The organism is Paraburkholderia sp. MM5482-R2 (genome assembly GCF_050436125.1).
Taxonomy (GTDB): Bacteria; Pseudomonadota; Gammaproteobacteria; order Burkholderiales; family Burkholderiaceae; genus Paraburkholderia; species Paraburkholderia tuberum.
This window is the reverse complement of the sequence record NZ_JBNDLP010000002.1, coordinates 1,111,053-1,135,431: the sequence shown is the minus strand read 5'-3', so window position 1 is coordinate 1,135,431 and position 24,379 is coordinate 1,111,053. Positions and strand designations below refer to the sequence as shown.

General features: G+C 63.8%; 19 protein-coding genes, 1 tRNA gene and 2 pseudogenes. 7 read left to right on the top strand and 15 right to left on the bottom strand.

Annotated features, from left to right (window positions below):
- Nucleotides 1-378: 378 nt before the first annotated feature.
- A complete protein-coding gene (gene waaC / locus OKW37_RS08255; RefSeq protein ID WP_429407092.1) occupies nucleotides 379-1,383 on the bottom strand; it encodes a lipopolysaccharide heptosyltransferase I in 1,005 nt (334 codons plus the stop codon).
- Nucleotides 1,384-1,601: 218 nt separating this feature from the next.
- Between waaC and OKW37_RS08250 the strand changes: the two genes are divergently transcribed.
- Entirely contained in the window at nucleotides 1,602-3,038 is a 1,437-nt protein-coding gene (locus tag OKW37_RS08250; protein ID WP_260321107.1) for a chloride channel protein, read from the top strand.
- 224 nt (nucleotides 3,039-3,262) lie between these two features.
- On the opposite strand, the gene minE is transcribed toward OKW37_RS08250, so the two are convergent.
- From minE to map, 5 genes are all read right to left on the bottom strand, one after another.
- Nucleotides 3,263-3,517, bottom strand: a complete 255-nt coding sequence (gene minE / locus OKW37_RS08245) for a cell division topological specificity factor MinE (RefSeq protein ID WP_008922443.1) — start codon at nucleotides 3,515-3,517, stop codon at nucleotides 3,263-3,265.
- Nucleotides 3,518-3,531: 14 nt separating this feature from the next.
- Nucleotides 3,532-4,347: a septum site-determining protein MinD gene (gene minD / locus OKW37_RS08240; protein WP_184021197.1), complete on the bottom strand. Its 816-nt coding sequence runs from the start codon at nucleotides 4,345-4,347 to the stop codon at nucleotides 3,532-3,534.
- 106 nt (nucleotides 4,348-4,453) lie between these two features.
- A complete protein-coding gene (gene minC, locus OKW37_RS08235) occupies nucleotides 4,454-5,302 on the bottom strand; it encodes a septum site-determining protein MinC (protein ID WP_184045634.1) in 849 nt (282 codons plus the stop codon).
- A 210-nt stretch (nucleotides 5,303-5,512) separates the two neighbouring features.
- On the bottom strand, nucleotides 5,513-6,046 hold the full coding sequence (locus tag OKW37_RS08230; RefSeq protein WP_090803490.1) for a GNAT family N-acetyltransferase: 534 nt from the start codon (nucleotides 6,044-6,046) through the stop codon (nucleotides 5,513-5,515).
- A gap of 91 nt (nucleotides 6,047-6,137) precedes the next feature.
- Nucleotides 6,138-6,923 (bottom strand): type I methionyl aminopeptidase, encoded by a 786-nt coding sequence (gene map, locus OKW37_RS08225; protein ID WP_429407095.1) that lies wholly within the window; start codon nucleotides 6,921-6,923, stop codon nucleotides 6,138-6,140.
- 485 nt (nucleotides 6,924-7,408) lie between these two features.
- On the opposite strand from map, the pseudogene OKW37_RS08220 reads away from it, so the two are divergent.
- Nucleotides 7,409-7,898: pseudogene (locus OKW37_RS08220) on the top strand (methyl-accepting chemotaxis protein); the annotation flags it as partial.
- Between the two features lie 134 nt (nucleotides 7,899-8,032).
- Here OKW37_RS08220 and OKW37_RS08215 read toward each other — a convergent pair.
- The 4 genes from OKW37_RS08215 to OKW37_RS08200 form a co-directional block, all read right to left on the bottom strand.
- Entirely contained in the window at nucleotides 8,033-9,424 is a 1,392-nt protein-coding gene (locus tag OKW37_RS08215; protein ID WP_184059593.1) for a hypothetical protein, read from the bottom strand.
- A 753-nt stretch (nucleotides 9,425-10,177) separates the two neighbouring features.
- Nucleotides 10,178-10,268: transfer RNA gene (locus OKW37_RS08210), tRNA-Ser, on the bottom strand.
- Between the two features lie 202 nt (nucleotides 10,269-10,470).
- Nucleotides 10,471-11,766 carry a serine--tRNA ligase gene (gene serS, locus OKW37_RS08205; protein ID WP_090803484.1) on the bottom strand — a complete coding sequence of 432 codons (1,296 nt, stop codon included), beginning with the start codon at nucleotides 11,764-11,766 and terminating at the stop codon, nucleotides 10,471-10,473.
- 64 nt (nucleotides 11,767-11,830) lie between these two features.
- Nucleotides 11,831-13,144, bottom strand: coding sequence for a replication-associated recombination protein A (locus OKW37_RS08200; protein WP_429407098.1), 1,314 nt, complete (start codon nucleotides 13,142-13,144; stop codon nucleotides 11,831-11,833).
- A gap of 211 nt (nucleotides 13,145-13,355) precedes the next feature.
- Here OKW37_RS08200 and cytX point away from each other — a divergent pair, with 211 nt between their 5' ends.
- A complete protein-coding gene (gene cytX, locus OKW37_RS08195) occupies nucleotides 13,356-14,672 on the top strand; it encodes a putative hydroxymethylpyrimidine transporter CytX (protein WP_184045622.1) in 1,317 nt (438 codons plus the stop codon).
- 120 nt (nucleotides 14,673-14,792) lie between these two features.
- Here cytX and OKW37_RS08190 read toward each other — a convergent pair whose 3' ends face one another.
- The 4 genes and pseudogenes from OKW37_RS08190 to OKW37_RS08175 form a co-directional block, all read right to left on the bottom strand.
- The gene (locus OKW37_RS08190; protein WP_244144826.1) at nucleotides 14,793-14,981 is read right to left on the bottom strand and encodes a hypothetical protein; all 189 of its coding nucleotides are present in this window, start codon (nucleotides 14,979-14,981) and stop codon (nucleotides 14,793-14,795) included.
- A gap of 203 nt (nucleotides 14,982-15,184) precedes the next feature.
- Complete coding sequence (locus OKW37_RS08185) at nucleotides 15,185-15,415, bottom strand: hypothetical protein (protein WP_184059600.1); 231 nt, start codon at nucleotides 15,413-15,415, stop codon at nucleotides 15,185-15,187.
- Nucleotides 15,416-15,749: 334 nt separating this feature from the next.
- Nucleotides 15,750-16,493, bottom strand: coding sequence for an outer membrane lipoprotein chaperone LolA (gene lolA, locus OKW37_RS08180; protein WP_090803478.1), 744 nt, complete (start codon nucleotides 16,491-16,493; stop codon nucleotides 15,750-15,752).
- A gap of 151 nt (nucleotides 16,494-16,644) precedes the next feature.
- A pseudogene (locus tag OKW37_RS08175) lies at nucleotides 16,645-18,959 on the bottom strand (DNA translocase FtsK).
- A 391-nt stretch (nucleotides 18,960-19,350) separates the two neighbouring features.
- On the opposite strand from OKW37_RS08175, the gene trxB reads away from it, so the two are divergent.
- The 4 genes from trxB to OKW37_RS08155 all read left to right on the top strand — a co-directional run bounded on the left by trxB (nucleotide 19,351) and on the right by OKW37_RS08155 (nucleotide 23,150).
- Nucleotides 19,351-20,352 carry a thioredoxin-disulfide reductase gene (trxB, locus tag OKW37_RS08170; protein ID WP_090803474.1) on the top strand — a complete coding sequence of 334 codons (1,002 nt, stop codon included), beginning with the start codon at nucleotides 19,351-19,353 and terminating at the stop codon, nucleotides 20,350-20,352.
- 203 nt (nucleotides 20,353-20,555) lie between these two features.
- Nucleotides 20,556-21,323, top strand: a complete 768-nt coding sequence (locus tag OKW37_RS08165) for a Smr/MutS family protein (RefSeq protein WP_184059794.1) — start codon at nucleotides 20,556-20,558, stop codon at nucleotides 21,321-21,323.
- A gap of 116 nt (nucleotides 21,324-21,439) precedes the next feature.
- Entirely contained in the window at nucleotides 21,440-22,099 is a 660-nt protein-coding gene (locus OKW37_RS08160; protein ID WP_429407101.1) for a glutathione S-transferase family protein, read from the top strand.
- Between the two features lie 130 nt (nucleotides 22,100-22,229).
- Complete coding sequence (locus OKW37_RS08155) at nucleotides 22,230-23,150, top strand: LysR family transcriptional regulator (RefSeq protein WP_429407103.1); 921 nt, start codon at nucleotides 22,230-22,232, stop codon at nucleotides 23,148-23,150.
- Between the two features lie 84 nt (nucleotides 23,151-23,234).
- Here OKW37_RS08155 and OKW37_RS08150 read toward each other — a convergent pair whose 3' ends face one another.
- On the bottom strand, nucleotides 23,235-24,350 hold the full coding sequence (locus OKW37_RS08150) for an ABC transporter ATP-binding protein (RefSeq protein ID WP_429356768.1): 1,116 nt from the start codon (nucleotides 24,348-24,350) through the stop codon (nucleotides 23,235-23,237).
- Nucleotides 24,351-24,379 lie beyond the last annotated feature (29 nt).

The following is a 24,379-nucleotide window of genomic DNA, read 5'->3' as shown; positions in this document are numbered from 1 at the left end:
ATCGACCGCCCCGCTGCCGCCAGATCGCGCCACCATGGCGGAAAACACCGCCTATACTCCGTTGAGCGCACTGTCGCGATAGAAACCTTGCTGGCCGCGCCAGCGTCGCCGCAATCGAGGGGTTCGACGCGCGCCGTGCGAGCCTCCCCACGCACCGCGGCGTATCAGCTTGCCGCCCTGGCGTCCGCGCATCGGACGCTTCGGCGTCCAACGAAAAGCGACAGTTTTAACAGACGTGTAATCGATTCCTCTCCGCCCGCTGTTCCCCGACACGGGCGTTCTTTGAGGCGCGACGATGCAGTCCCCGCCAGCAAGGGTGGACTACGCATCGCGCCTCTTTTCTTTTGCGCAAACGATTGCGCGAGCGCGCGAACGAACTCAGGCGGCGGCTGATCCTTGCTGCATCGCGAGCACCGGCTCTGCCGCGTACACGTAGTCGATCGCTTCGAGCGCCGCGCTGATGGGCGGCACCGAGTCGCCGTCGCCGATCGAGGTCGAGCGATACGGCGCCTCGACGCCGCAATGCGATGGCGACGTCGCGACGAAGATCATCACGGTGCGCTTCTGCAGCGCATGCGCGAGGTGCACGAAACCCGTATCGGTACCGACCACGAGCGCGCACGCGCCGATCATCTGCGCAACTTCGGTCACACTCAATGGCGGCAGCACGGTCGCGCCTGGCACCTGCGCGGCGATCTGCCCGGCTTCGGCAAGCTCACCGTCCGAACCCCACGGCAGCACCACACGGAAACCGCGCTCGCTCAACTCGCGTCCAAGCGCCGCCCAGTGCGTGAGCGGCCATTTCTTGTCGGCTTTCGAGGTGGCGTGAAAGAGCGCCGCGACAGGCGCGTCTTGCGTCGCGAACGGCTGCGGAACGGTTTCGGGTAGCTGCAGGTCGTAGATGGGCGGCCCTTCCACTTCGTAGCCGAGCGCCTCGCTGGCGCTGATGCGCATGCCGTGCCACGCGCTGCCTTGCGGACGTGGGCCGAAACGCCCGGTGTAGGCGAACGCCGCGCCACGCTCGCCCAGATCCAGGGATTGATAGCCGATGCGCCGCGACGAGCGCGCGAGGAAGGCGATGATCGCGCTCTTGTAGACGCCGTGAATGTCGATGATGTAGTCGTAGCGATACGCGCGCAGCTCGGCGATGGATGCCCAGATCGCCTTCAGATCACTCCAGCGACGCGCCTTCTTGAAGCGGCGCAGCGGCGCGCACAGCACGCGATCGACGCCCCGGCTCCAATGCACGACTTGCGCGAATGCTTCGTCCGCCGCCCAATCCACCTGAACGCCAGGAAATGCGCGTTTGATGTCGGCGACGACTGGCAACGCCTGCACGATATCGCCTAGTGAAGTGACCTTGACAATAAGTATTCGCTTCATTGAGGGTCTGTTCGTTATTCGGAGTTGAAACTATTCTAGCTGACGTTTTTACCGATCCCGCCAAATGACCGTTGCGCGCGGTCCGATTCTCAATACGGCACGTTACAGCAAAAAATATCCGCCTGATGATTCACTTCACTTCATTATTTCAAACATCTTTCACGTATTCTGGTCGGTCCCGCACGCTTTATACTTGGCCCTTTGCACGAATCTAATTCATGTCCCGGCCCTTCCCTTCCCGTTCGCCCGCTGTCATGCGTCGCGCAAAACGCCTGTGGCGGCAATACGGCATCTTCTGGCTCGGTGCAATCGCCGTCGGCCTGGTCGCGGTGCTGTATGCGCGTCTGATCGACTGGGGGTATGACGCGTTTCTCGATGTCCGGCAGCGGTATGTGTGGGCGCCGCTCGTGATCACGCCCGCGGTTGCCGCACTCGCGGTCTGGCTCACGCGCAAGTTCTTTCGCGGCTCCGAGGGCAGCGGCATCCCGCAGGTCATCGCAACGCTGCACACGAAACAGCGCGGATACGGCACGCGGCTGCTGTCGCTGCGAATTCTGCTCGGCAAAATCGGCGTGTCGTTTCTCGCGATTCTCGGCGGCTTTACGATCGGCCGTGAAGGACCGACCGTGCAGGTCGGCGCCGCGCTGATGTTCAATCTGCGCCGGTTCTATCCGCGCTCGAATGCGCAGATAGAACGGCAGCTCGCGTTGGCGGGCGCGGCGGCGGGTTTGTCGGCGGCGTTCAACACACCGCTCGCGGGCGTCGTATTCGCAATCGAGGAATTGACGCGCAGCTTCGAGGCGCGCACGAGTGGCGTGCTGATCACGGCGATCATCATCGCGGGTGTCGTCGCACTGGGCCTGAACGGCAACTACACGTATTTCGGCACGATCCAGATCGGCGCGCATTTTCCTGATCTGCTCGCCGTCGCGGTGGTGCTCACCGCGATCGTCACGGGAATCGCGGGCGGTATCTTCGGCTGGCTGCTGCTCAATACCGCGCGCTGGATTCCGGAGCCGCTGCGTCAGTTGCACGGCGAGCGGCCGGTTGCGTTCGCCGCGCTGTGCGGCTTTGCGATCGCGGTGGTCGGCGTGATCTCGGGCGGCACGACGTTCGGCAGCGGCTATACGGAAGCGCGCGGCCTGCTCGAGGGACACGAGCAGTTGTCGGTGTTCTATCCGTTCCTGAAGATGATCGCGATGGTCGGCTCATACCTGCCGGGCATTCCGGGCGGCATCTTCGCGCCGTCGCTGTCGATCGGCGCGGGCTTCGGCAATCTGCTGCACATGGTGTTCGATTCGATGCAATTGCCGATGCTGATCGCGCTCGCGATGGTCGGCTATCTGGCCGCGGTCACGCAGTCGCCGATCACTTCGTTCGTGATCGTGATGGAGATGATCGACGGCCACGCGCTCGTGATTTCGCTGATGGCCACCGCGTTGATCGCGAGCCGAGTGTCCCGCCTGTTCGCGCCGCCGCTCTATGAGTCGCTCGCCGAGCGCTACGTGGCGCCGCTGCCGCAGCCCACGCCTGCGCCAGTGCCGGAAGTGCCCGAGGTCGAAGTGCCGGAAGCGGAAAGCGAGGACGGCGAGCCGAGCGCCGACGATGCCGCAGACGACATCACGACGGATACCGCCGACTCGCCGCGTCAGTAGATGCGCGAGGGCGACGCGAGGCTGACGTTGCGCGGGTAACGGCACCGCTGGAGTGCAACGGTTCATTTCGACCGGGAAATGGCGAGCGCCGTGGAGATGCGAAGAGACGGCTTCAGACAGAAGCCAGAGGACGAGCCGAACGCCGCACCGCATCACGTCGCTGCGACGCGACGCCATGCGACGTCCTGCACATGATGCGAGATGGACCGCGGTCCATCCGAAGCTCAGGCCTGGGGTATTTCGATCTTGACTTCGAGCACTTCGAGATCGTCCTGACGCTCGAGACTCACGCGTATGTCGTCATCGGAAATCTTCACGTACTTCGAGATCACGGCTACCAGTTCGCGTTGCAACGCAGGCAGATAATCGGCGGGCGCATGGCCGCCGGCGCGCTCGTGCGCGATGATCAACTGCAGGCGTTCCTTCGCTACCGACGCGGACTTCTTTTTCTCGCCCAGCAAAAACGAAAGAATCGACATGACGTGCGCTCCCCTTACTTGGTGCCGAAGAGGCGCTGCAGCAGCCCGGGCTTCTGGTAATCGACAAAGCGAAGCGATTTCTGCTCGCCGAGGAAACGCGACACGACGTCCTTATAGGCTTCGGCCACATCGGTGCCGTCCATATGCACGGCCGGCAGACCCTGGTTCGACGCGTGCAGCACCGCTTCCGATTCCGGAATCACGCCGATCAGATCGATGCGCAGAATTTCCTGGATGTCGGTCAACGACAGCATTTCGCCTTCGCTGACGCGCTTCGGGTTGTAGCGGGTGATCAGCAGGTGCTCCTTGATCGGCTCCTTGCTTTCGATCGCGCGCTTGGTCTTCGACGACAGGATGCCGAGAATGCGATCGGAGTCGCGCACCGACGACACTTCCGGGTTCGTCACGATCAGCGCTTCGTCGGCGAAGTGCATCGCAAGCAGCGCGCCCGACTCGATACCGGCCGGCGAATCGCAGACGATGTATTCGAAGTCCATCGCGATCAGATCGTTGATGACCTTCTCGACACCTTCCATCGTCAGCGCGTCTTTATCGCGCGTTTGCGAGGCCGGGAGGATGAACAGGTTCTCGCATTTCTTGTCTTTGATCAGCGCCTGATTCAGATTCGCTTCGCCCTGGATCACGTTGATCAGGTCGTACACGACGCGGCGCTCGCAGCCCATGATGAGGTCGAGGTTGCGCAGGCCGACGTCGAAGTCGATCACGGCGGTCTTGCTGCCGCGCAACGCGAGGGCCGACGCAAAGCTCGCGCTCGTGGTCGTCTTGCCCACGCCACCCTTGCCCGAAGTCACCACAATGATTTTTGCCATTACCCTTACCTTGTGTTCGTCAAATGCGTCAATTGGTGCGCGGCCCGCCTCGCCGTGAAACGCCGCGTGCCGCAATCGCTCGGAGCAGCGCGCGTTTCGCGGCGCTTTACGTGAGCCGCAGCGGTTCGATCATCAGTTTTTCTTCTTCGAGCCAGATCTGCACCGGCTTGCCGAGCACGTCGGCCGGCAGCGGGTTCTCGGTCGTTCGATAGATGCCCGCGATCGAGATCAGTTCCGGTTCGAGACACGTGCAGAAGATGCGCGCGTCGTGATTGCCCTGCACGCCGGCCAATGCCCGGCCGCGCAGCGGCGCGTAAATGTGGATGTTGCCTTCCGCGATCACCTCGGCGCCGTAGCTGACCAGACCGAGCACGACCAGATCGCCTTTTGCGTAAATACGCTGACCCGAGCGCAACGGCTTGTCGACCACCATCGTTTGCGGCGACGTGGCAAGACGCACCGGCTCGGCGGCGGGCGTGGGTTCGACGGCGGCGGCAGCGGCGGTGCCCGTGGCCGCGCTGGCGGTTGCGGATGCAGAGCTGGCGGACGCGCTCGTGCCCGCGCTTGCCTCGGTGCCTGCCGCCGCGTTTGCCGCGCTCGCCGTGCTGTCCTCATCGGCCTGCTTCGCCGGCGCGCCGCGGCGATCGCGCGCTTCGAGCAACGGCAATCCCGACTCCGTCGCCCACTGTTGCTCCGCATTCGCGACCACGCCGACCGGACGCATGCGCACGCTGTCGAGCAGTTGCGCGATGTCGGCGAGCGGCACGCGTTCGTTGCCGGCGAGACGCCGCACGTCGATCGCGACGACGTCGTTAGCGAAGAATTCGGGGGTCGCCTCGAAGCGTCGCGTCAGCTCGGCACGCATCGCATCGAGGTCGGTCGTTTTGACCACGAACATCAGCGTGTCGACAGAGCCGCTGCGCAGTTCGAAAAAGGGCGATTTCTTGGGCGACATAGCGTTCGGCGAAAAATTTTGCGTATTTTACAGGCGTACAAGCGCGCGGCCACTATTTTTCCCGGGAGAATCGGTGCTCGCGCGCGCAAGCGCAACGCGTGTCGTCGATGCGATCGACGCGCGACGGTGCGAAAGAAACGCTGGCGGGAAAAAGACCGTGATGAAAGGACGGCGAAGACGAGCGGCGCGCGCGACGCGCCGCTTGGGCGATCACTGCTGTAACACCTGCGAAGTAGTCGGCACGTGCCGCACCAGCAGACTTTCGACCTGCTCGGGTGCGCGCTCGACGCGCCGGTGCTCGCCGGTCGGGCCAAAGCCCAGCGCTTCGTAAAAGCGCATCGCGTTGCGGTTCGCGTCGGCGACCCACGCGTAGATTTCCGTGGCGCCCGCATTCGCGAGCCAGCTGCTCGCGGTATCGACGAGCAGCTCGCCGCCGCGCAGATGGCGCACGGCCGGCGCCACCCACAACTCGCAGACGAACGCGCGCCGCGCCGCGGTGTCGTCGAAATGCGCCTCGATCAGCCCGGCCGGATGACCCTCGGTATAGAGCAGGAATGCACCGACGGACTGCGAAACCGCGTGATTCGCCGCGGTCGCGTCGAAACTGGCGGCATCGGCCGACAACGCGTCCTCGAGCGTCGCGCCGAAGGCGTACGGCGCCTCCCGCAGCGAGGCCGTGCGGAGTTCGCGAAAAACGGCGCCCTGATCAGCAGTGATGCGGCGAACGGTCAATGACGGACTCATGCAGACGAAACCCCTGGAAACCCTAACGCGTAGCTTTAACCGAACCGGCCGGCGAGTCAAATTTATTATTGACCAGAATATGCGGTCCCGCTCACGGCGCGTCGTAGTCGCCCGTGCCGTCCGGCCACGGCGTCAGCAGTTCATAGCCGTCGTCGGTCACGGCGACCATGTGCTCCCATTGCGCCGATAGCGAGCGGTCCTTCGTGATCACGGTCCAGCCGTCGCGCTGTACCGACGTGCCGGCGCGGCCCGCGTTGATCATCGGCTCGATCGTGAAGACCATGCCCGGCTTCAGGCGCACCCCCTGCCCCGGTTGCCCATAGTGCAGCACCTGCGGGTCCTCGTGATAGACCTTGCCGATGCCGTGCCCGCAGTAGTCGCGCACGATCGAGAAGCCCTCGCGCTGCGCGACCTTCTGGATCGCGTGGCCGACGTCGCCGAGCGTCGCGCCCGGCTTCACCTCGCGGATGCCGGCCACCATCGCCTCGTAGGTCGTGTCGATCAGCGCACGCGCGACCGTGCTCGACTGGCCGACGCAGTACATGCGGCTCGTGTCGCCGAAATAGCCGTCCTTGATGATCGCGACGTCGATGTTGAGGATGTCGCCGTCCTTCAGGATCTCGTTGCGATTCGGGATGCCGTGACACACGACATGGTTGACCGACGTGCAGACGGTCTTCGGAAAGCCCAGATAGCCGACATTGGCCGGAATCGCTTTCTGCGTGTGGACGATGTAGTCGTTGCACAGCGCGTCGAGGTCGTTGGTGGAGACGCCTGCCTTGACGTGCTCGCCGATCATTGCCAGCACATCGGCCGCGAGGCGGCCCGCAATGCGCAGCTTCGCGATATCGTCGGGAGTCTTGTAGGTAATGGCCATGAATTCAGTCGATGTGAGTCGCGGGTCAAGCGCGAGATGACCCGCCGCGCCCGAAAGCCCGGCGGCCCGCAACCGCCGCTCGATTGGGCGATTTCGGGCAATTGTACAGAGGATCGCGGATGGACCCCGCGCAAATCGGCTGAAGCGGTGCGCGGGAGGAGGCGGTGGCGCTAGCGGAGCTATGCCGTGGCGCGCGCCCGAATCACAATGACGGGCTTTTGCTCGGCCAGCTTGCGGGCCTGCTCGTTCAGATGGACTGGCGGCAAAGGGACTCGAACGATCATCGAGCCGGACATCGTGATCGTTCAGTTTCCCGAACTAAAATTCGGGCGTCCCGTCATGCCGCCCGCTGCGTTCCGCCCTTCGCCATATCGTACGGATCACGCTGATTGCGGGCGTACTGCTTCGGCGCCATTGCCGACCAGCGCCGGAACGCGCGAATGAATGCCTTCTCCGACGCAGCGGTGCACTATGCGTCGGTCGTCGCGCTCGGCGAGACGGCCTCCGCGATGGAGCAGCTGACCGCGACCGTGCAGCTCGATGCGAGCAATGCCGAACAGGCGAGCGAACTCGCGCGCGGCGCGTCCAGCGGTCGAAGCCGCGCGTGCCGGCGACGAGGGTCGCGGCTTCGCGGTCGTCGCCGGCGAGGTGCGCAGCCGCGCGCGAGATTGGCGCGCTGATCGCCGATTCGACGTCAAGCGTCGAACGCGGCGCGGGACTCGTCGAAGACGCGGGCGGCACGATGCAGCAGATCGAAGCGGCGATCGCGCGCGTGACCAGCATCGTCGGTGACATTGCGCAGGCGTCGCGTGAGCAGAGCGATGGGATTCAGCAGGTGGGCATCGCGATCACGCAGATGGCGAGGTCACGCAGCAGAATGCGGCGCTCGTCGAGGAAAGCGCGGCGGCCGCCGCGTCGCTCGCGGAACAGGCGCGGGCATTGAGGGAGATGATGGAAGGGTTTCGGGTGGGATGAGACGCCCGTCCCCTGGCCTCGATACGCTGAAGGCAAGGGTTGGGCGCCGCTGTCGGGCCCGGCGACGTGCTGCCCTTGACACCGGGCAGCATCGACCACAGACGTGCGGGCCTGCTTACGTCGATATCCGCGGCTTAGTTGTCGGGATGGGCCGCCGTGAAGCTTTGGAACGCACTGTACGACGGATTCAACGGCGAGCCGTTCATCATGATGCCGAAGCCCTGGTCGCCGCTGTCGAGCACGTAATACATGACGCTCTGGATATTGTGCGTCTTGCGGTTCTGATAGAACTCGCCGAGCTTCGTCGTGATGTAGTTCCCACGATAGGTCTCGTTTTGCTCCGGTCCGGTGTTCCACTCGGTGATGATGAACGGCACGCCATACCGGGCCTTGCAATAGATCGGCAGATCGAAGCCAGGTTGGGCGCCGTCCGCACCGAGGGAGAACACATCGCCATACACCTCGTAGTTGTGCCACGTGGTGATGTCCCAGCGCACGGTCGGGTGACCGCCGCTGCCATCCGGCTGATCACCGTCCCACAGCGCGTCCGCCGCGCCGACATCGTTCACGCAGAAATTGATGCCGCACTTCGCGTTCGACTGAACCGCTTTCACGCCGTCGATCATCCCGCGCATCACGCCGCGCATCACCGGCCAGTTCGTGTTGTTGAAGTCCGCTGCCTTCGTGCCCGCAGCGTTGAAGTCGAGCACGGTGGCGTTCGTGCGCGTCAACTCGTTGCCGCATTCGTAAATGGTCACGCCATACGGTTTCAGTGCGTTCGCGACCGACTGCGCTACCGCGTAACCCTGGCTGTAAGCGGCATTCTCGCCAGCCAGCAGGTTGCCGTTGGAGTCGTAGACGCCCTGGTCGATCAGCACGACCAACGTCATGCCCGCCGCCTGGAAAGCCTGTGCGAGCCCGATCGCCGCGTTCAGCTGGTTCGAACTGTTGGTGACGCCGACGCGATAGCTCGTGCAGCCCATGGCCTTCAGGATCGAGACGATCTGCTGGGGCGTGTACGTGTAGTCGAAGTGACCGTTCATGCCATAGAACATGCCGGCCTGCGGTGTGATCGCGATGCGCGGATCGTTGCAATGCAGCCAACTGTTGGGGACGTCCGCAATGACGTAGAACTCGCCACCCGTGCCGCAATGCCAGATCTTGCCGCCGTAGAACAGCACGAGCGACACGTTGTACGTATCGCCGACCGTCGCGCCGTTGCGGTAGATGACGCCGTTGGAGAGCGTCCACGTCGCGCCGAACTGGTCGATGATGTACGGCGCGGAAGGCAGTGAGGTGCCATCGGGCGACATGTTCGAGACACTCGCCTTCGCGACCGGCGACGTATTGTCCGCGGTGCTGGAGGTAGCGGACGCACCCGAAGCTGCCGCGGCGCCGGAAGCACCGGTCGCAGCGGCTGCCTTGCCACTCGCGTTCGATGACCCACTGCCCCCACCACACGCGGTCAAAAGATAACTTGCGCTCAGGGCCGTCAGGCCCCCAATGAATTGACGTCGTTTTATCATCGCGGAGTAATTCCAAATGTCGGGAAAATTCCCGATAAAAAGACCAAAAGGTGGATTCGCTGTGATTCGACGGACAATGAATAAGGATTCGATGCAAATGAATTTGCAGGCCTTAAAGACTATTGTCCCGAAGTGCTTTGAACGCACGTCTGTGTTGTCCGATTGAACCGAGGCGCGCGAAGGTGCTCCTCGCGGTGGTTCAGATTGACAGAGCTGGGTGCGCGTTGGTTCGCAAACGTTTGCGCTGCAAACCTTTGCGGTGCAAACGTTTTACTGATTAATTGCCGAAGCTTTCATTTTCAGGAAAATTCTTCCTGTAAAAGCTTCTGACGGCGTAAATCGTACCCTGAACGAATGACCGAGCCCAACCAAAAATCGTATTTATTTGTAAAAAAGGGCAGATCTTGCGGAGATCTGTGGGGTCGGCGAAGATTCGCACTTTCAGAAGTCGATCGGGGGCGGGTCGCCCGCAAATTTTCTGACTTCGACCCCTTATAGCGTGCAATAGCCACGCCCTGAATATGTCCGGTCTATGAATTAGGGGACGGTGCAGCACGGATGACTTAAGATATTTGTATGGAAATGAGATGAAAAAGACCACGAACAACAAATGGCTTATGTAAAAAATTGAAACAAGGGATTTCGCCAAAATAGAAATGATGCTTGAACAATTTCGAATTGCCTTGGCAAAGCCATTCGAGAACTCAAAGCAAAAACCCCTTGATCTCGGTGAAATCAAGGGGTTTCAGAATTTGGCGGAAAGGGTGGGATTCGAACCCACGGTACGGGGAAACCGTACGCCTGATTTCGAGTCAGGTACATTCGACCACTCTGCCACCTTTCCGGGTATTCCAACTCGCTACTGCATCGTCGGATCCAAGCGGGCCGTTGCTTGGGAGAAAAAGATTATAGAACAGCTCGAATTAGTTTTCCAAGCCCCCTCGTCCAAAAAATTTCTAAAAAATTTTCGCGGGACCTCGATGCCGTTCGCGGCATCCATCGTCGGACACGCGACGACACCGCGCCTGCGCGCGCATCGGCGACGCTCAGGCCGCCGGCACTTGCAGCCGCTCGACGCCGCCGAGGTAAGGCCGCAGTGCCGTGGGCACCGTCACCGAGCCATCGGCGTTCTGGAAGTTCTCGAGCACCGCGACGAGCGTGCGGCCCACCGCGAGACCCGAGCCGTTGAGCGTATGCACGAGCTCCGGCTTGCCCTGCGCGTTGCGGAAGCGTGCCTGCATGCGTCGCGCCTGGAACGACTCGGTATTCGAGCAACTCGAAATCTCACGATAGGTGTTCTGCGCGGGCAGCCACACTTCCAGGTCGTAGGTCTTCGCTGCGGAAAAGCCCATGTCGCCGGTGCACAGCGTGATCACGCGATACGGCAGTTCGAGCTTTTGCAGAATCGCCTCCGCATGGCCGACCATCTGCTCGAGCGCGTCGTACGATGCGCCTGGCGCTACGACCTGCACCATCTCGACCTTGTCGAACTGATGCTGGCGAATCATGCCGCGCGTGTCGCGGCCATACGAGCCCGCTTCCGAGCGGAAGCACGGCGAGTGCGCGGTCAGTCTGATCGGCAGCGCGTCCGCTTCGACGATGCTCTCACGCACCGTGTTCGTCAGCGAAATTTCCGAGGTCGAGATCAGGTACTGCGTGACCGTGTGTTCACCGCCGCCCTTTTCGACGCGGAACATATCGTCCGCGAACTTCGGCAACTGGCCCGTGCCGTACAGGATGTCGGGATTGACGATGTACGGCGTGTAGATCTCGGTATAGCCGTGCTGCTGCGTGTGCGTGTCGATCATGAACTGTGCGAGCGCGCGATGCAGCCGCGCAATCTGGCCGCGCAGCATCGTGAAGCGCGCGCCCGACAGCTTCGCGCCGGTCTCGAAGTCGAGGCCGAGCGGCGTGCCGACGTCAACGTGATCCTTGACCTCGAAGTCGAACTGGCGCGGCGTGCCCCAGCGGCGCACTTCGACGTTGCCGGCTTCGTCGTTGCCGACCGGCACGCTTTCGTGCGCGAGATTCGGCACGTCGAGCAGCAGATCGGACAGACGCTTCTGGATGTCTTCGAGCTTGACCGCCGACGCCTTCATCTCGTCGCCGATGCCGCCGACTTCGGCCATCACCGCCGACGTGTCTTCGCCGCGTCCTTTCATCGCGCCGATCTGCTTCGACAGGCTGTTGCGGCGCGCCTGCAGTTCTTCGGTACGGGTCTGGGTATCGCGGCGTTCCGCTTCGAGCGCGGTGAAGGCCGCGACGTCGAGGGTATAGCCGCGGTCGGCGAGGCGCTTTGCGACGCCGTCGAGGTCTTTGCGCAGCAGCTGGATGTCGAGCATGGGATGGGACGGATGTTCGTTGTATGAAAACGCGATTTTAACGCACCGGCAAAGGTGAAACGCCTCAAGCCTTCTTCGGCTTGTTCTCGGCGCGCCACCGCGCATCGAGCTCGCCAAGGCGCGCGAGCTTCTCGCCGATCTTGCCTTCGAGACCACGCGGTGTCGGCTCGTACCAATGCGGCTCGCGCATGCCGTCGGGCAGATAGGTTTCGCCCGCCGCGTACGCATCGGGTTCGTCGTGCGCGTAGCGGTAGTCGTGGCCGTAGCCGAGTTCCTTCATCAGCTTCGTCGGCGCGTTGCGCAGATGCACCGGCACCGCGCGCGACTGGTCCTTGCCGACGAAGCGCCGCGCCTCGTTGTACGCGTTGTACCCGGCATTCGATTTCGGCGCGACCGCCAGATAGATGATCGCCTGCGCAAGCGCGAGCTCACCTTCGGGCGAACCGAGACGCTCGTAGGTTTCGGCGGCGTCGAGCGTGATGCGCGCGGCGCGCGGGTCCGCGAGGCCGATGTCTTCCCACGCCATGCGCACGATGCGACGCGCGAGATAGCGCGGGTCCGCGCCGCCGTCGAGCATGCGGCAGAACCAGTACAGCGCGCCGTCCGGGTTGCTGCCGCGCACGGATTTATGCAGCGCGCTGATCTGGTCGTAGAAGGCGTCGCCGCCCTTGTCGAAGCGGCGCAGATTCTCCGCGAGCGCGCTGCCCAATAACGCGCCGTCGATTTCGGTGGTCTTCTGCCGGGCGGCCGCGCGCGCGACGATCTCGAGGTTGTTCAGCAGCTTGCGGCCGTCGCCGTCGGCGGATCCGATCAGCGCGGCGCGCGCTTCGTCGGTGAACGTGAGGCCGCCGAGCTCCTTCTGCGCGCGCTCGAGCAGCTCGCGCTGCTCGTCGTCCGTCAGGCTCTTCAGCACGTAGACGGCGGCGCGCGACAGCAACGCGCTATTGACCTCGAACGACGGATTCTCGGTCGTCGCGCCGACGAACACGAACAGGCCCGACTCGACGTGCGGCAAGAACGCGTCTTGCTGGCTCTTGTTGAAGCGATGCACTTCGTCGACGAACACCAGCGTCTGATGGCCGTTCGCGCGATGGATCTGCGCGGTTTCGACCGCCTCGCGGATATCCTTCACGCCCGACAGCACCGCCGACAACGCGATGAACTGCGCGTGAAACGCATCGGCCATCAGCCGCGCGAGCGTGGTCTTGCCGACGCCCGGCGGGCCCCACAGGATCATCGAATGGGCCTCGCCCGATTCGAACGCGACCCTGAGCGGCTTGTTCGGACCGAGCAGATGCGACTGGCCGATCACTTCGTCGATATTGCGTGGCCGCAGGCGTTCGGCGAGCGGAACATTGGCACGGGTTTCTTCAAACATGACGTTTTGGGGATAATCTCGGCTTTCCGGGGCACGCACCGCTTCGGAGCAGCGCCTCGCGGGACAGGCGCAAAGCCCGCGCCCGGCCGGAAACACAGGCACGAAGGCGGGCAACGTTCTGCATTATGACAGTGACGGCGGCCAAGCGATGGCCGACCCGGGGCGCCGGCAACGCAAAGAATCACAGCACCACCAACAGGAACGAACACAGATGGCTCAAGATTCCGTCGCCGGCGACGCCGGCTCCACCTACGCGCCGCTCACGCCGGTGCCCGACGCGCGCCGCGCGTTTCGCACCGGCGACGCGTTCGCGCTGTGGTTCTCGCTCGGCATCGGCCTGCTCGTCGCCCAGGCGGGCGCGCTGCTGGTGCCGGGGCTGTCGCTGCCGCACGCGCTCGTCGCGATCGTGCTCGGCAGCGTGATCGGCGTCGTGCTGCTCGCGCTCGTGGGCGTGATCGGCACCGACACCGGGCTCGCGGCGATGTCGTCGCTGCGTCCGACGCTCGGCGTGCGCGGCGCGTCGGTGCCGGCCGTGCTGAACATGGTGCAACTGGTCGGCTGGGGCTCGTTCGAGGTGATCGTGATGCGCGATTCCGCCGATGCGCTCGCGAAACAGGCGTTCGGCCTGTCGATGCCGCTCGTGTGGACCGTGATCTTCGGCGTGCTCGCGACGCTGCTCGCGATCAGCGGCCCGCTGTCGTTCGTGCGGCGCTTTCTGCGCAAGTGGGGGATCTGGCTGCTGCTCGCGGGCGCCGCGTGGCTCACGTGGAACCTGCTCGCGCGCCACAATCTCGCGGACCTGATGCGTCGTCCCGGCACCGGCGAGATGTCGTTCGGCGGCGCGGTCGACCTCGTGGTCGCGATGCCGCTGTCATGGCTGCCGCTGATCGCCGACTACACGCGCTTCGGCCGCCGCGCCGGCGAGACGTTCCGCGGCACGCTATACGGCTATGGCATCGCGAACATCTGGTTCTATGCGCTCGGCGCGGTCTACGGGCTCGCGGCCGGCGGCGGCGATGCATTGCTGACCGGCGCGCTCGCGCAAGCGGGCGGCGGGTTTGCGCTGCTGCTGATTCTGATCGACGAAATCGACAATGCGTTCGCCGACATCCACTCGGCCGCGGTGTCGACCGGCACGTTCTGGACGCGCGCGAGCGTGCCGTTGCTGTCGGCCGCGTTCGGTGCGCTGTGCACGCTAATCGCGCTGCTCGTGCCGATGGCGAAGTACCAGAACTTCCTGCTGCTGATCGGCTCGGTATTCGCGCCGCTGTTCGGCGTCGTGCTGATGGATCACTTCATCGTGCGCAAGCGTCGCGTCGACGCCGCGGTGCTCGCCGATGTGCGCGGCCGCTACGGCTTCTCGGGCGGCTGGCACCTGAGCGCGTTCGTCGCTTGGGCGATCGGCATCGCCTCGTACCAGGTGATCAATCAATGGCTACCGAATGTCGGCGCGACGCTGCCGTCGCTTGCGATCGGCGCGGTGTGCTATTACGCGTTCGTATCGGCGCGCAAGACCGCGTATGCGTGAGCGCGTCACCCTCAGCGCGTTGCATTAGACGCAGCTGTCACAAAATAAAAAAGACCTGCAATCCAAATGCAGGTCTTTTTTTGTGACCGTCGAACGGCCAATCACAGTGCGCGCCGCGGGCTATTTTTTCGCCGCTTTGCGCCGACGCGATTCGGCCTTGCGACACAGATCCGTGAGCAGCCAACGGGCGACGGTCTCCGGCCGATTCGGCGCATACGAGGCGAATTTGCTCTCGTTCGCGAAATGGACGACGACGGTGCCCGTCATTACGCGATAAGTTCCGGCATAGTTTACGCCGTCCAGTTCCACGCTTAGCGCGTGGGTGGTTTCATATTCCGCGAAAGTCAAAATAAAAGCGATATCTCGAAACGAGACATTATCGCTACGATTTTTCGGAAGTCAAAGAAATATGCAATTGGTTGCATATTAAATTCTCACCGGCGGTAATTGTTGCGTTCTCCGCTTGAAAACCCAAATAACGGGCTGCCGGATACGTTAGATAACCTGCTGCCTTACTGCCGTTCAAGCCGAACCGTCGGCGTATCGGCGAAACGCTCAAGCGCGCGATTGCCTTCCCGATGGGCTTCGGCCTCATCGATAAAGGTTTTTTCACTATATGCAACGACCTTGAAACCACTTCCGGCCGAGCGCGGAACGGTTATTCCCCAATGCCACCCGCCCTCCTGCTGGAACACATGGAGGGACGGGGATAAGCGTGAATCGTGTGAAGAAGACAATCTCATGACATGCCTCGTCTTTCCAGACATCCAAAGCGACAACAACCTTCGATCAGTTTAGGCGTTATTTTGTTGCGTTGCAGCAAAAAATTGTTAGAGATTACGAACCCAATCCTGGGAAAATGATCGGACGCGCCAACTCCAGCCCATGAGCAATGCCGGTCTTTCCAGTCTCGCACTAAATCATTACGTCTGCCGGTACGACGATTTAACGTTCGTCGCGGCGCCGGGCGCGCATCCCTAAGCAATCCACGCACCGCGCGAAATAAAAAGCCGCGCTCGACAAGCGCGGCTTCGCCGGCGTTTGCAAAGGCGCCAGTGTCGGCGCCTACCGCGCGGTTTATCCGTTGATCACATCCGCGCCCTTCGGCACCGTGAACTTGAATGCATCGGGCGGCAGTTGCGGATTTTTCTGGATGTTCGAGAACGTGAGCAGCGTCACGTTACCGAACACGTCGTGCAATTCCATCGCTTCGAGATTGCCGTCCTTGAAGCCGATCCCGACGCGCTCGAACTGCGTGTCCTTCGCCTTCGGCGTCAGTTCGAGCCAGTCGATGCCGGCCTTCACGCCCGCGTCGCGCAGCGAGAAGTTCTTGTCCAGATCGTTGCTGCCGAACAGGATCGCCGCCGGGCTTGCGCCGAGCGCGTTGCCGAGCGGGCGCACCGTCACCTGGTTCAGATCCTTGTCGTAGACGTAGAACTTGTCGCCGTCCGCCTGCAGCAATTGCGAGTAGGGCTTCTCGTATTGCCAGATGAACTTGCCGGGCCGCGCGAACATGAACGTGCCGCTCGACGTGGTCGGCTTGGCCGGGTTCGCGGTGGACAGCGCGCCGCTCGCGCCCTGCGCCTTGCTCGGCGCGCGCACTTCCTGCTGCACGAAGGCGCCGCGCGCCGAATGGACCTGCGCGATGAATGCCTTCAGTTGCTCGGTGCCGCTCGCGAACGCGTGCGAGGCGACGAGCAGCGACGCACCGATCGCGACACTGCCGACGGCGCGCGCGATCTTGCGCATGCCGCGGGACACGCGCTCGCCGAGGCGCCCCGCTCGACGCTGTCGGGCATCCTGCTGCGCGATTGCTTGCATAGGTTTTTCTCCCTTGAATGAATTCGGTGATGGGCTGCGCCGGCTCGATGCACTCGCTGAACACAGAGTGACTGGCCCGGCGTCGAGCCGCAATGGCGCACCGGACGGTGCACGCGGCGTCGCTCGCGATGGCCGCAATGGCTCGTTGCGGCTATTCCGCCTCGCGCGCCGGCGCCAGGATCTCGCGATTGCCGTTCGACGACATCGCCGACACCACGCCCGAATTCTCCATCTGTTCGAGTAGACGCGCCGCCCGGTTGTAGCCGATGCGCAGGTGCCGCTGCACGAGTGAAATCGACGCTCGGCGATTCTTCAGCACGACGTCGACCGCCTGATCGTATAACGGGTCCGACTCGCCTTCGGTGGACGCGGTTCCCGCCGAGCCTTCGTCGCCCTCGCCGCTCACGCCGCCTTCGAGAATGCCCTCGATATAGTTCGGCTCGCCCTGCTCCTTGAGCTTGTCGACGACGCGATGCACTTCATCATCCGACACGAACGCGCCGTGCACGCGCACCGGCAAACCGCTGCCTGGCGGCAGATAGAGCATGTCGCCCATGCCGAGCAGCGACTCGGCGCCCTGCTGGTCGAGAATCGTGCGCGAGTCGATCTTCGACGACACCTGGAACGCCATACGGGTCGGCACGTTGGCCTTGATCAGGCCGGTGATCACGTCGACCGACGGACGCTGCGTAGCGAGAATCAGATGGATGCCGGCCGCGCGCGCCTTCTGCGCGATCCGCGCGATCAGCTCTTCGACCTTCTTGCCGACGACCATCATCAGGTCGGCCAGTTCGTCGATGACGATCACGATGTTCGGCAAACGCGTCAGCGGTTCCGGATCGTCCGGCGTCAGGCTGAACGGATTCGGCAGCTTCTCTTCGCGCTTGGCCGCTTCGTCGATCTTGTTGTTGTAGCCGGCGAGGTTACGCACGCCGACCTTGCTCATCAGCTTGTAGCGGCGCTCCATTTCGGCGACCGCCCAGTTCAGCGCGTGGCCCGCCTGGCGCATGTCGGTGACGACCGGACACAGCAGATGCGGGATGCCTTCGTAGACGCTCATTTCGAGCATCTTCGGATCGATCAGGATCATGCGCACCTGCTCGGCGCTCGCCTTGTACAGCAGCGACAGGATCATCGCGTTGATACCCACAGACTTGCCCGAACCAGTCGTGCCGGCGACGAGCAAATGCGGCATCTTCGCGAGATCCGCGCACACGGGCTTGCCGCCGATGTCCTTGCCGAGACCCATGGTGAGCGGCGACGCGGCATCCGCATACACGGCCGAGCCGAGAATTTCGGACAGGCTCACGGTCTGACGGCGCTGGTTCGGCAGCTCCAACGCCATGTAGTTCTTGCCCGGAATCGTTTCGACGACGCGAATCGACACGAGCGACAGCGAGCGCGCGAGATCCTTCGCGAGATTAACGATCTGACTGCCCTTCACGCCCGTGGCCGGCTCGATTTCATAGCGCGTGACGACGGGCCCCGGATACGCGGCGACCACGCTCACGTCGACACCGAAGTCCTTCAGCTTCTTCTCGATCAGGCGCGACGTGAATTCGAGCGTGTCCGCGGAAATGGTTTCCTGCGCGGCTGGCGCGGGGTCGAGCAGCGCGATGGGCGGCAGCGTGGAGTCGCCGGGCAGATCGGTAAAGAGCGGCACCTGGCGTTCCTTCTCGACACGCTCCGACTTCGCCGGCGTGGCGAGCGGCGGCACGATCACCACGGGCTCGTGCTCCTCGATGCGCACGCGGCCCTTCTCGACCTTGCCTTCGCGCTTCACGGCGGCCGCTTCGCCGAGCTTGCGATCGAGCCCGGCCTCGCGGCGCAGCTTCGCGAACGTCACCGCGGAAATGATCGATTCGCCGACCTTCTCCGCGACCGACAGCCACGAAAAACGGAAGTACAGCGACAGCCCGATCCCGAGACCGAGCAGCAGCGCGAGCGTGCCACCGGTGAAGCCGAGCGCATGCGAGATGCCGCGCGCGACAGCCTCGCCGATCACGCCGCCAGGCGCGCGCGGCAACTGCACCTTCAGCGACCACATGCGCAGCGCCTCGAGGCCGTTGCACGACAGCAGCACGAGCATGAACGCGAACGCGTCCGCGAGCCAACTGACGCCGCGCGGCGCGTCGTCGTCCTGCGGCTCTTCGTTGCGGGTGATGCGCTTGTAGTTCGCGGAGATGTGGCGGCCGAGCAGCACGATCCACCAGTAGGCGGACAGACCGAACAGCAGCAGCAGGATGTCGGAAGTCCACGCGCCGACGCGGCCCGCCCAGTTCGAGATATGGTCGACCTGCGCGGCATGGGTCCAGCTCGGGTCGTGCCTGCTGTAGCTGACGAGCGACATCAGCAGGAACACGCCGAGGGCCACCTGCAGAATCCAGCGGATTTCGGTGAAGAGGCGCGACATGCGGTGCGGCAATGCCTGCGCAGCGCGCTCGCGGTATAGGGAGCTTTTGCCATTGATCCTGTTGCCTGGGGTAGCCGGTTCAGGCTGAAACTGCCGCCGGGAACGCGGCCCGAGCCTCGCCGCGCACGGCTTCGGGCCCGATCCCGGCTAACGGAAACTTCGATCCGGGCTATTGTAAACGCTGTGTCCCGCGCGAGGCTGTAAATGACGGTAACCTGGCTGTTTGACCACAGACGCATGCGCGAGGCGCGCTGAATTCGCCGTATCGCGCCGCGGGCTCGCCCCGAGCGCCCACGCCGCCACGCTATCGCGGCGATCAGAAAGCTTGATGGCGCAGCGGCACGCCCCGCCCTTTATAATGCCCGACTGATACCCATCTACAGTTTCAGCTCAAAAACGCACGGCTACGCAGCGGCGAGCCGCGCGCCGTACAAGGATTCGATCATGCCCGCAACTGCAACGAAACACGCCAAGGTTCTGATTCTCGGTTCCGGTCCCGCCGGCTACACGGCGGCGGTTTACGCGGCGCGCGCCAACCTCGCGCCGGTGCTCGTCACCGGCATCGCGCAAGGCGGCCAGCTGATGACCACGACCGACGTCGAAAACTGGCCCGCCGACGCCAACGGCGTGCAAGGCCCGGAACTGATGGCGCGCTTCCTCGAGCACGCCGAGCGCTTCAATACCGAGATCATCTTCGACCACATCCACACGGCGAAGCTCGATGAGAAGCCGATTCGCCTGATCGGCGATTCGGGCGAATACACGTGCGATTCGCTGATCATCTCGACGGGCGCATCGGCGCAGTATCTCGGCCTGCCGTCGGAAGAGGCGTTCATGGGCAAGGGCGTGTCGGCCTGCGCGACCTGCGACGGCTTCTTCTACAAGCAGCAGCACGTCGCCGTGATCGGCGGCGGCAATACGGCCGTCGAAGAGGCGCTCTACCTCGCCGGCATCGCGAAGAAGGTGACCGTGATCCATCGCCGCGACAAGTTCCGCGCCGAGCCGATCCTGATCGACCGTCTGCTCGCGAAGGAGAAGGAAGGCGTCGTCGAGATCAAGTGGAACCATGTGCTCGAAGAAGTAACCGGCGACAACTCCGGCGTGACCGGCCTGCGCATCAAGCACACGCAGAGTGGCGAGACCACTGACATCGCGCTGCAGGGCCTGTTCGTCGCGATCGGCCACAAGCCGAACACGGACATCTTCGCAGGCCAGCTCGAGATGAAGAACGGCTACATCATCACGAAGGGCGGCCTGAACGGTTTCGCGACCGCGACCAGCGTGCCGGGCGTGTTCGCCGCGGGCGACGTGCAGGACCACATCTATCGCCAGGCGATCACCAGCGCGGGCACCGGCTGTATGGCCGCGCTCGATGCGCAGCGCTATCTCGAGACCATCAACGAAATGGCCGGCGAGCACGCGATGAGCGCGGAAGCGGACCGCTGATCCGCGCCGCGCTGCCGTATGTCGAGACGAAGTCCCGACAAACGGGCGCGACAGTAAAATGACGGTGGCGCAGCGCTGCTGTCATTGGCTCACGAAGGCCGCGGCTGAAATGCCGGCGGCCTTTGTCGTTTTTGCCGTCTTGTCAATGTGCATCGAGCGCGTTGGCAGCACCACCGACCGACCTTTCCGCCTGTATTGCCGACATGCCGAAGAATCAGCCCCATCCGAACGAACCGAAACGCCCGCAAGCCGCCACGCGTCCCGCGCCCGCAACGGCTGCGCCCGCCGTCGCACCGAAGCTCGATCGCGCATCGGGGCTCGCCGGACTCGGTGCGTTGCGTGAAGCGTTGAAGGGCGAAGCCGAGCGGCGCGAGCGCGAACAGGCGGCGACGCGAGCGGCGCAGCGCGAAGCGGCCGCCGACGCCGATCTGTTCCGCCGTGAGATCGGCGAAGTCGCGCCGCTCGCGATTCCGCCGCGCGCGACGCTCACGCGCAATCCCCCGCCGCCGCTGCCGGTGCAGACGCTGCTCGACGAGGAGGCGGTGCTGCACGAAGCGATCTCCGACGAATTCGACCCCGAAGTGCTGCTCGAAACCGACGAAACGCTGTCGTATTGCCGCCCCGGCTTGAGCCGCGACGTAGTGCGCAAGCTGCGGCGCGGCGACTGGATCGTGCAGGCGCAGATCGACCTGCACGGCATGCGGCGCGAAGAGGCGCGCGAGGCGCTCGCGGAATTCATCCGCGAATCGGCCAAACGCGGCCTGCGCTGCCTGCGCGTGATTCACGGCAAGGGTCTGGGGTCGATCGGCAAGGAGCCGGTGCTGAAGGGCAAAGTGCGCGCATGGCTCGTGCAGAAATCCGAAGTGATCGCGTTCTGTCAGGCGCGCCCGCATGACGGCGGCGCCGGCGCGGTGGTCGTGCTGTTGCAGCCGGGGTCGTTGCCGCCGCATGGGGCGAGCGCGAAGGTCTGAGGTCGATTTTTTCGGCCGTCGTTCGTCGTGGGGTAAACGGCCAGCCTGGCCGTCGCGCGGTGTGGCTCTCGTCGTCACCGCGTACTCGTGCTGTGCAACCGTCAAAGGTGATCGCGATGCCCCCGCTGCTTTATGCCCATCCGTTCTCGTCCTACTGCCAGAAGGCCCTGACCGCGCTGTACGAAAACGGTACGCCGTTCGAGATGCGCGTGCTCGCGCATGACGACCCGAAGGTCATGGCCGAATTGGCCGCGCTGTGGCCGATCAGGCGCTTCCCGGTGCTCGTCGACGGCGGGCGCACGGTGGTCGAGGCGAGCATCATCATCGAATATCTGGGCCTGCATTATCCGGGGCCTGTCACGCTGTTGCCCGCCGATCCGCGCGTGGCGCTCGAGGTGCGCACGATGGACCGCTTCTTCGACAACTACATTTCGACTCCACAGCAAAAAGTCGTGTTCGATAGCCTGCGTCCCGAAGCCGAGCGCGACCGGCGTGGCGTCGCCGATGCGCGCGCGCTGCTCGACACTTCGTACGCATGGCTCGACCGTCACATGGCCGAGCGCGAATGGGCCGCCGGCGACAGCTTCAGCCTCGCCGACTGCGGCGCCGCCCCGTTCCTGTTCTACGCCGACTGGACGCACCCGATCGACCCCGCGTTCGCGCACGTGCGCGCGTACCGGCAGCGGCTGCTCGCGCGGCCCTCGTTCGCACGCGCGGTCGACGAGGCGCGGCCCTACCGGCCGCTATTTCCGCTGGGCGCGCCGGAGCGGGATTGAGCCGCGAGCGGCGGTGGCAGATGCGCGCGAACGAGGCGCGGCAGACAACCTGTTTTGCTGGCTGTAGACTTCCTGTCGTGTCGCAAACCTGCCCCGCCCTTCTTCTGGCTCACCACCCACAAGGCACACCATGGACCGTTTCGAAGCGATGGAGATCTTCACGCGCGTGGTCGAAGCGAACAGCTTCACCAAGGTTTCGGAATCGCTCGATCTGCCGCGCGCGAAGGTCAGCCGCACGATCCAGGCGCTCGAGGAACACGTCGGCGTGCGGCTCCTGAACCGCTCGACCCGCCAGGTCAGCGTGACCGAAGACGGCGCATCGTTCTACGAGCGCTGCGTGCGCATTCTCGCCGACGTCGCCGATGCCGAATCGTCGCTGTCGAGCAAGCGCGAGAATCCGGCCGGGACGATCCGCGTCGACACCTCCGGCACGCTCGCGCGCTCGCTGCTGCTGCCCGCGCTCGACGACTTCTACGCGCAATACCCCGCGATTGACGTACGCCTCGGTCTCGCGGACCGCAACATCGATCTGATCCAGGACGGCGTCGATTGCGTGATCCGCATGGGCACGCTCGACGAGTCGAGCCTCGTTGCGAAGCGCATCGGGCTGGCGCGCATCGTCACGTGCGCATCGCCCGCGTATCTGCGCAAGTTCGGCACGCCGACCACACTGGCGGACCTCGGCGAGCATCGCGCGGTCAACTACGTGTCCGCGCGCAGCGGCAGGACCTTCCCGTTCGAATACGAAGTTGACGGCGAAATCGAGCGCGTCGCGATGGATAGCACGCTCGCCGTCAACGACGGCTCGGTGTACATCACGGCGGGTGTGTTGGGCCACGGCATCATCCAGCCGTCGCGCTTCATGGTCGCCGAATTGATCGAGCAAGGCGCGCTCACGGAGATTCTCGGCAACTACACGAGCCCCGGTACACCGCTGTCGATTCTGTATGCGCATCGCCGCAATCTGAGTTCGCGGTTGCGCGCGTTTATCGACTGGGCCAGCGAGCTCGCGCGCAACAATCCCGACTTGCGTTTGCCCGAGGCGGCGTAACGGCTGCAAAAGAACAGAAGCCCCATGCGCAATTCAACGCATGGGACTTTTCTGTAGCGACGGATTCAGCGCTTAGGCGACGACTTACGCAATCCGCTCTTCATTCGCCGGATCGAACAACACCGCCTTCGACGTATCGAACAGCAGCGTCGCATTCTGCTCCGGTTGCGGGTTCGACGCCGGGTGCACGCGGCTCACCACGCGCTTGCCGTTGATCTGCGCGAACACCAGCGTGTCCGGACCGGTCGGCTCGATCACGTCGACCTTCACTTCGACCGGCTGCAGCTTCGAGTCGTCGCCGTGCGCGCCGCGCGCATCGGTGATGCGTTCCGGACGCAGGCCGAGAATCACGTTGTTGCCGACGTGCGAGCGCACCTTCGCCGAATCGAACGGCAGCACCAGCACCTTGCGCGCGACGCCCGTATCGAGTTCGATGCCGACGCCCGAGCCCTGCTCGACCAGCTTGCCTTCGATGAAGTTCATCGGCGGTGCGCCGATGAAGCCCGCGACGAACAGGTTCGACGGCGAGTCGTAGATTTCCTGCGGCGCGCCGAACTGCTGAACGATGCCGTCCTTCATCACCGCAATGCGGTCGCCGAGCGTCATCGCTTCGATCTGATCGTGCGTCACGTAGACGATCGTCGTGCCGAGGCGCTGATGCAGCAGCTTGATTTCCGAACGCATCTCGATACGCAGCTTCGCGTCGAGGTTCGACAGCGGCTCGTCGAACAGGAACATCACCGGATCGCGCGCGAGCGCGCGGCCCATCGCGACGCGCTGACGCTGGCCGCCCGACAGCTGACCCGGCTTGCGATCGAGCAGATGCTTGATCTGCAGCGTGTTCGACACACGCTCGACGATCTGCGTCTGCTCCCGCTTCGGCACCTTGCGGATGTTCAGGCCGAACGAGATGTTCTCGCGCACCGTCATCGACGGGTACAGCGCGTATGACTGGAACACCATCGCGATGTCGCGATCTTTCGGCGACAGGTTGTTGACCGTCTTGCCGTCGATCTGGATCTCGCCCTTGGTCACGGTTTCGAGACCGGCAATCATGTTGAGCAGCGTCGACTTACCGCAGCCCGAGCCGCCGACCAGAATCAGGAACTGGCCGTCCTCGATGTCGATGTCGACACCCTTCAGAACCGGCACCCCGTTCGGGTAGGTCTTGTACACGTCACGGATGGAAAGGCTTGCCATGCTGTGAATCCTCTAGTCTCTGGTACTGC

What these genes read in the sequence shown, in the direction of transcription:
- minE (WP_008922443.1), bottom strand. Translation starts at nt 3,517, where the DNA reads ATGTCGATTCTTTCGTTTTTGCTGGGCGAGAAAAAGAAGTCCGCGTCG.
- trxB (WP_090803474.1), top strand. Translation starts at nt 19,351, where the DNA reads ATGCCCGCAACTGCAACGAAACACGCCAAGGTTCTGATTCTCGGTTCC.
- OKW37_RS08250 (WP_260321107.1), top strand. Translation starts at nt 1,602, where the DNA reads ATGTCCCGGCCCTTCCCTTCCCGTTCGCCCGCTGTCATGCGTCGCGCA.
- OKW37_RS08230 (WP_090803490.1), bottom strand. Translation starts at nt 6,046, where the DNA reads ATGAGTCCGTCATTGACCGTTCGCCGCATCACTGCTGATCAGGGCGCC.
- minC (WP_184045634.1), bottom strand. Translation starts at nt 5,302, where the DNA reads ATGTCGCCCAAGAAATCGCCCTTTTTCGAACTGCGCAGCGGCTCTGTC.
- serS (WP_090803484.1), bottom strand. Translation starts at nt 11,766, where the DNA reads ATGCTCGACATCCAGCTGCTGCGCAAAGACCTCGACGGCGTCGCAAAG.
- OKW37_RS08150 (WP_429356768.1), bottom strand. Translation starts at nt 24,350, where the DNA reads ATGGCAAGCCTTTCCATCCGTGACGTGTACAAGACCTACCCGAACGGG.
- waaC (WP_429407092.1), bottom strand. Translation starts at nt 1,383, where the DNA reads ATGAAGCGAATACTTATTGTCAAGGTCACTTCACTAGGCGATATCGTG.
- OKW37_RS08160 (WP_429407101.1), top strand. Translation starts at nt 21,440, where the DNA reads ATGCCCCCGCTGCTTTATGCCCATCCGTTCTCGTCCTACTGCCAGAAG.
- OKW37_RS08185 (WP_184059600.1), bottom strand. Translation starts at nt 15,415, where the DNA reads ATGAGATTGTCTTCTTCACACGATTCACGCTTATCCCCGTCCCTCCAT.
- OKW37_RS08165 (WP_184059794.1), top strand. Translation starts at nt 20,556, where the DNA reads ATGCCGAAGAATCAGCCCCATCCGAACGAACCGAAACGCCCGCAAGCC.
- map (WP_429407095.1), bottom strand. Translation starts at nt 6,923, where the DNA reads ATGGCCATTACCTACAAGACTCCCGACGATATCGCGAAGCTGCGCATT.
- cytX (WP_184045622.1), top strand. Translation starts at nt 13,356, where the DNA reads ATGGCTCAAGATTCCGTCGCCGGCGACGCCGGCTCCACCTACGCGCCG.
- OKW37_RS08215 (WP_184059593.1), bottom strand. Translation starts at nt 9,424, where the DNA reads ATGATAAAACGACGTCAATTCATTGGGGGCCTGACGGCCCTGAGCGCA.
- OKW37_RS08200 (WP_429407098.1), bottom strand. Translation starts at nt 13,144, where the DNA reads ATGTTTGAAGAAACCCGTGCCAATGTTCCGCTCGCCGAACGCCTGCGG.
- minD (WP_184021197.1), bottom strand. Translation starts at nt 4,347, where the DNA reads ATGGCAAAAATCATTGTGGTGACTTCGGGCAAGGGTGGCGTGGGCAAG.
- OKW37_RS08155 (WP_429407103.1), top strand. Translation starts at nt 22,230, where the DNA reads ATGGACCGTTTCGAAGCGATGGAGATCTTCACGCGCGTGGTCGAAGCG.
- lolA (WP_090803478.1), bottom strand. Translation starts at nt 16,493, where the DNA reads ATGCAAGCAATCGCGCAGCAGGATGCCCGACAGCGTCGAGCGGGGCGC.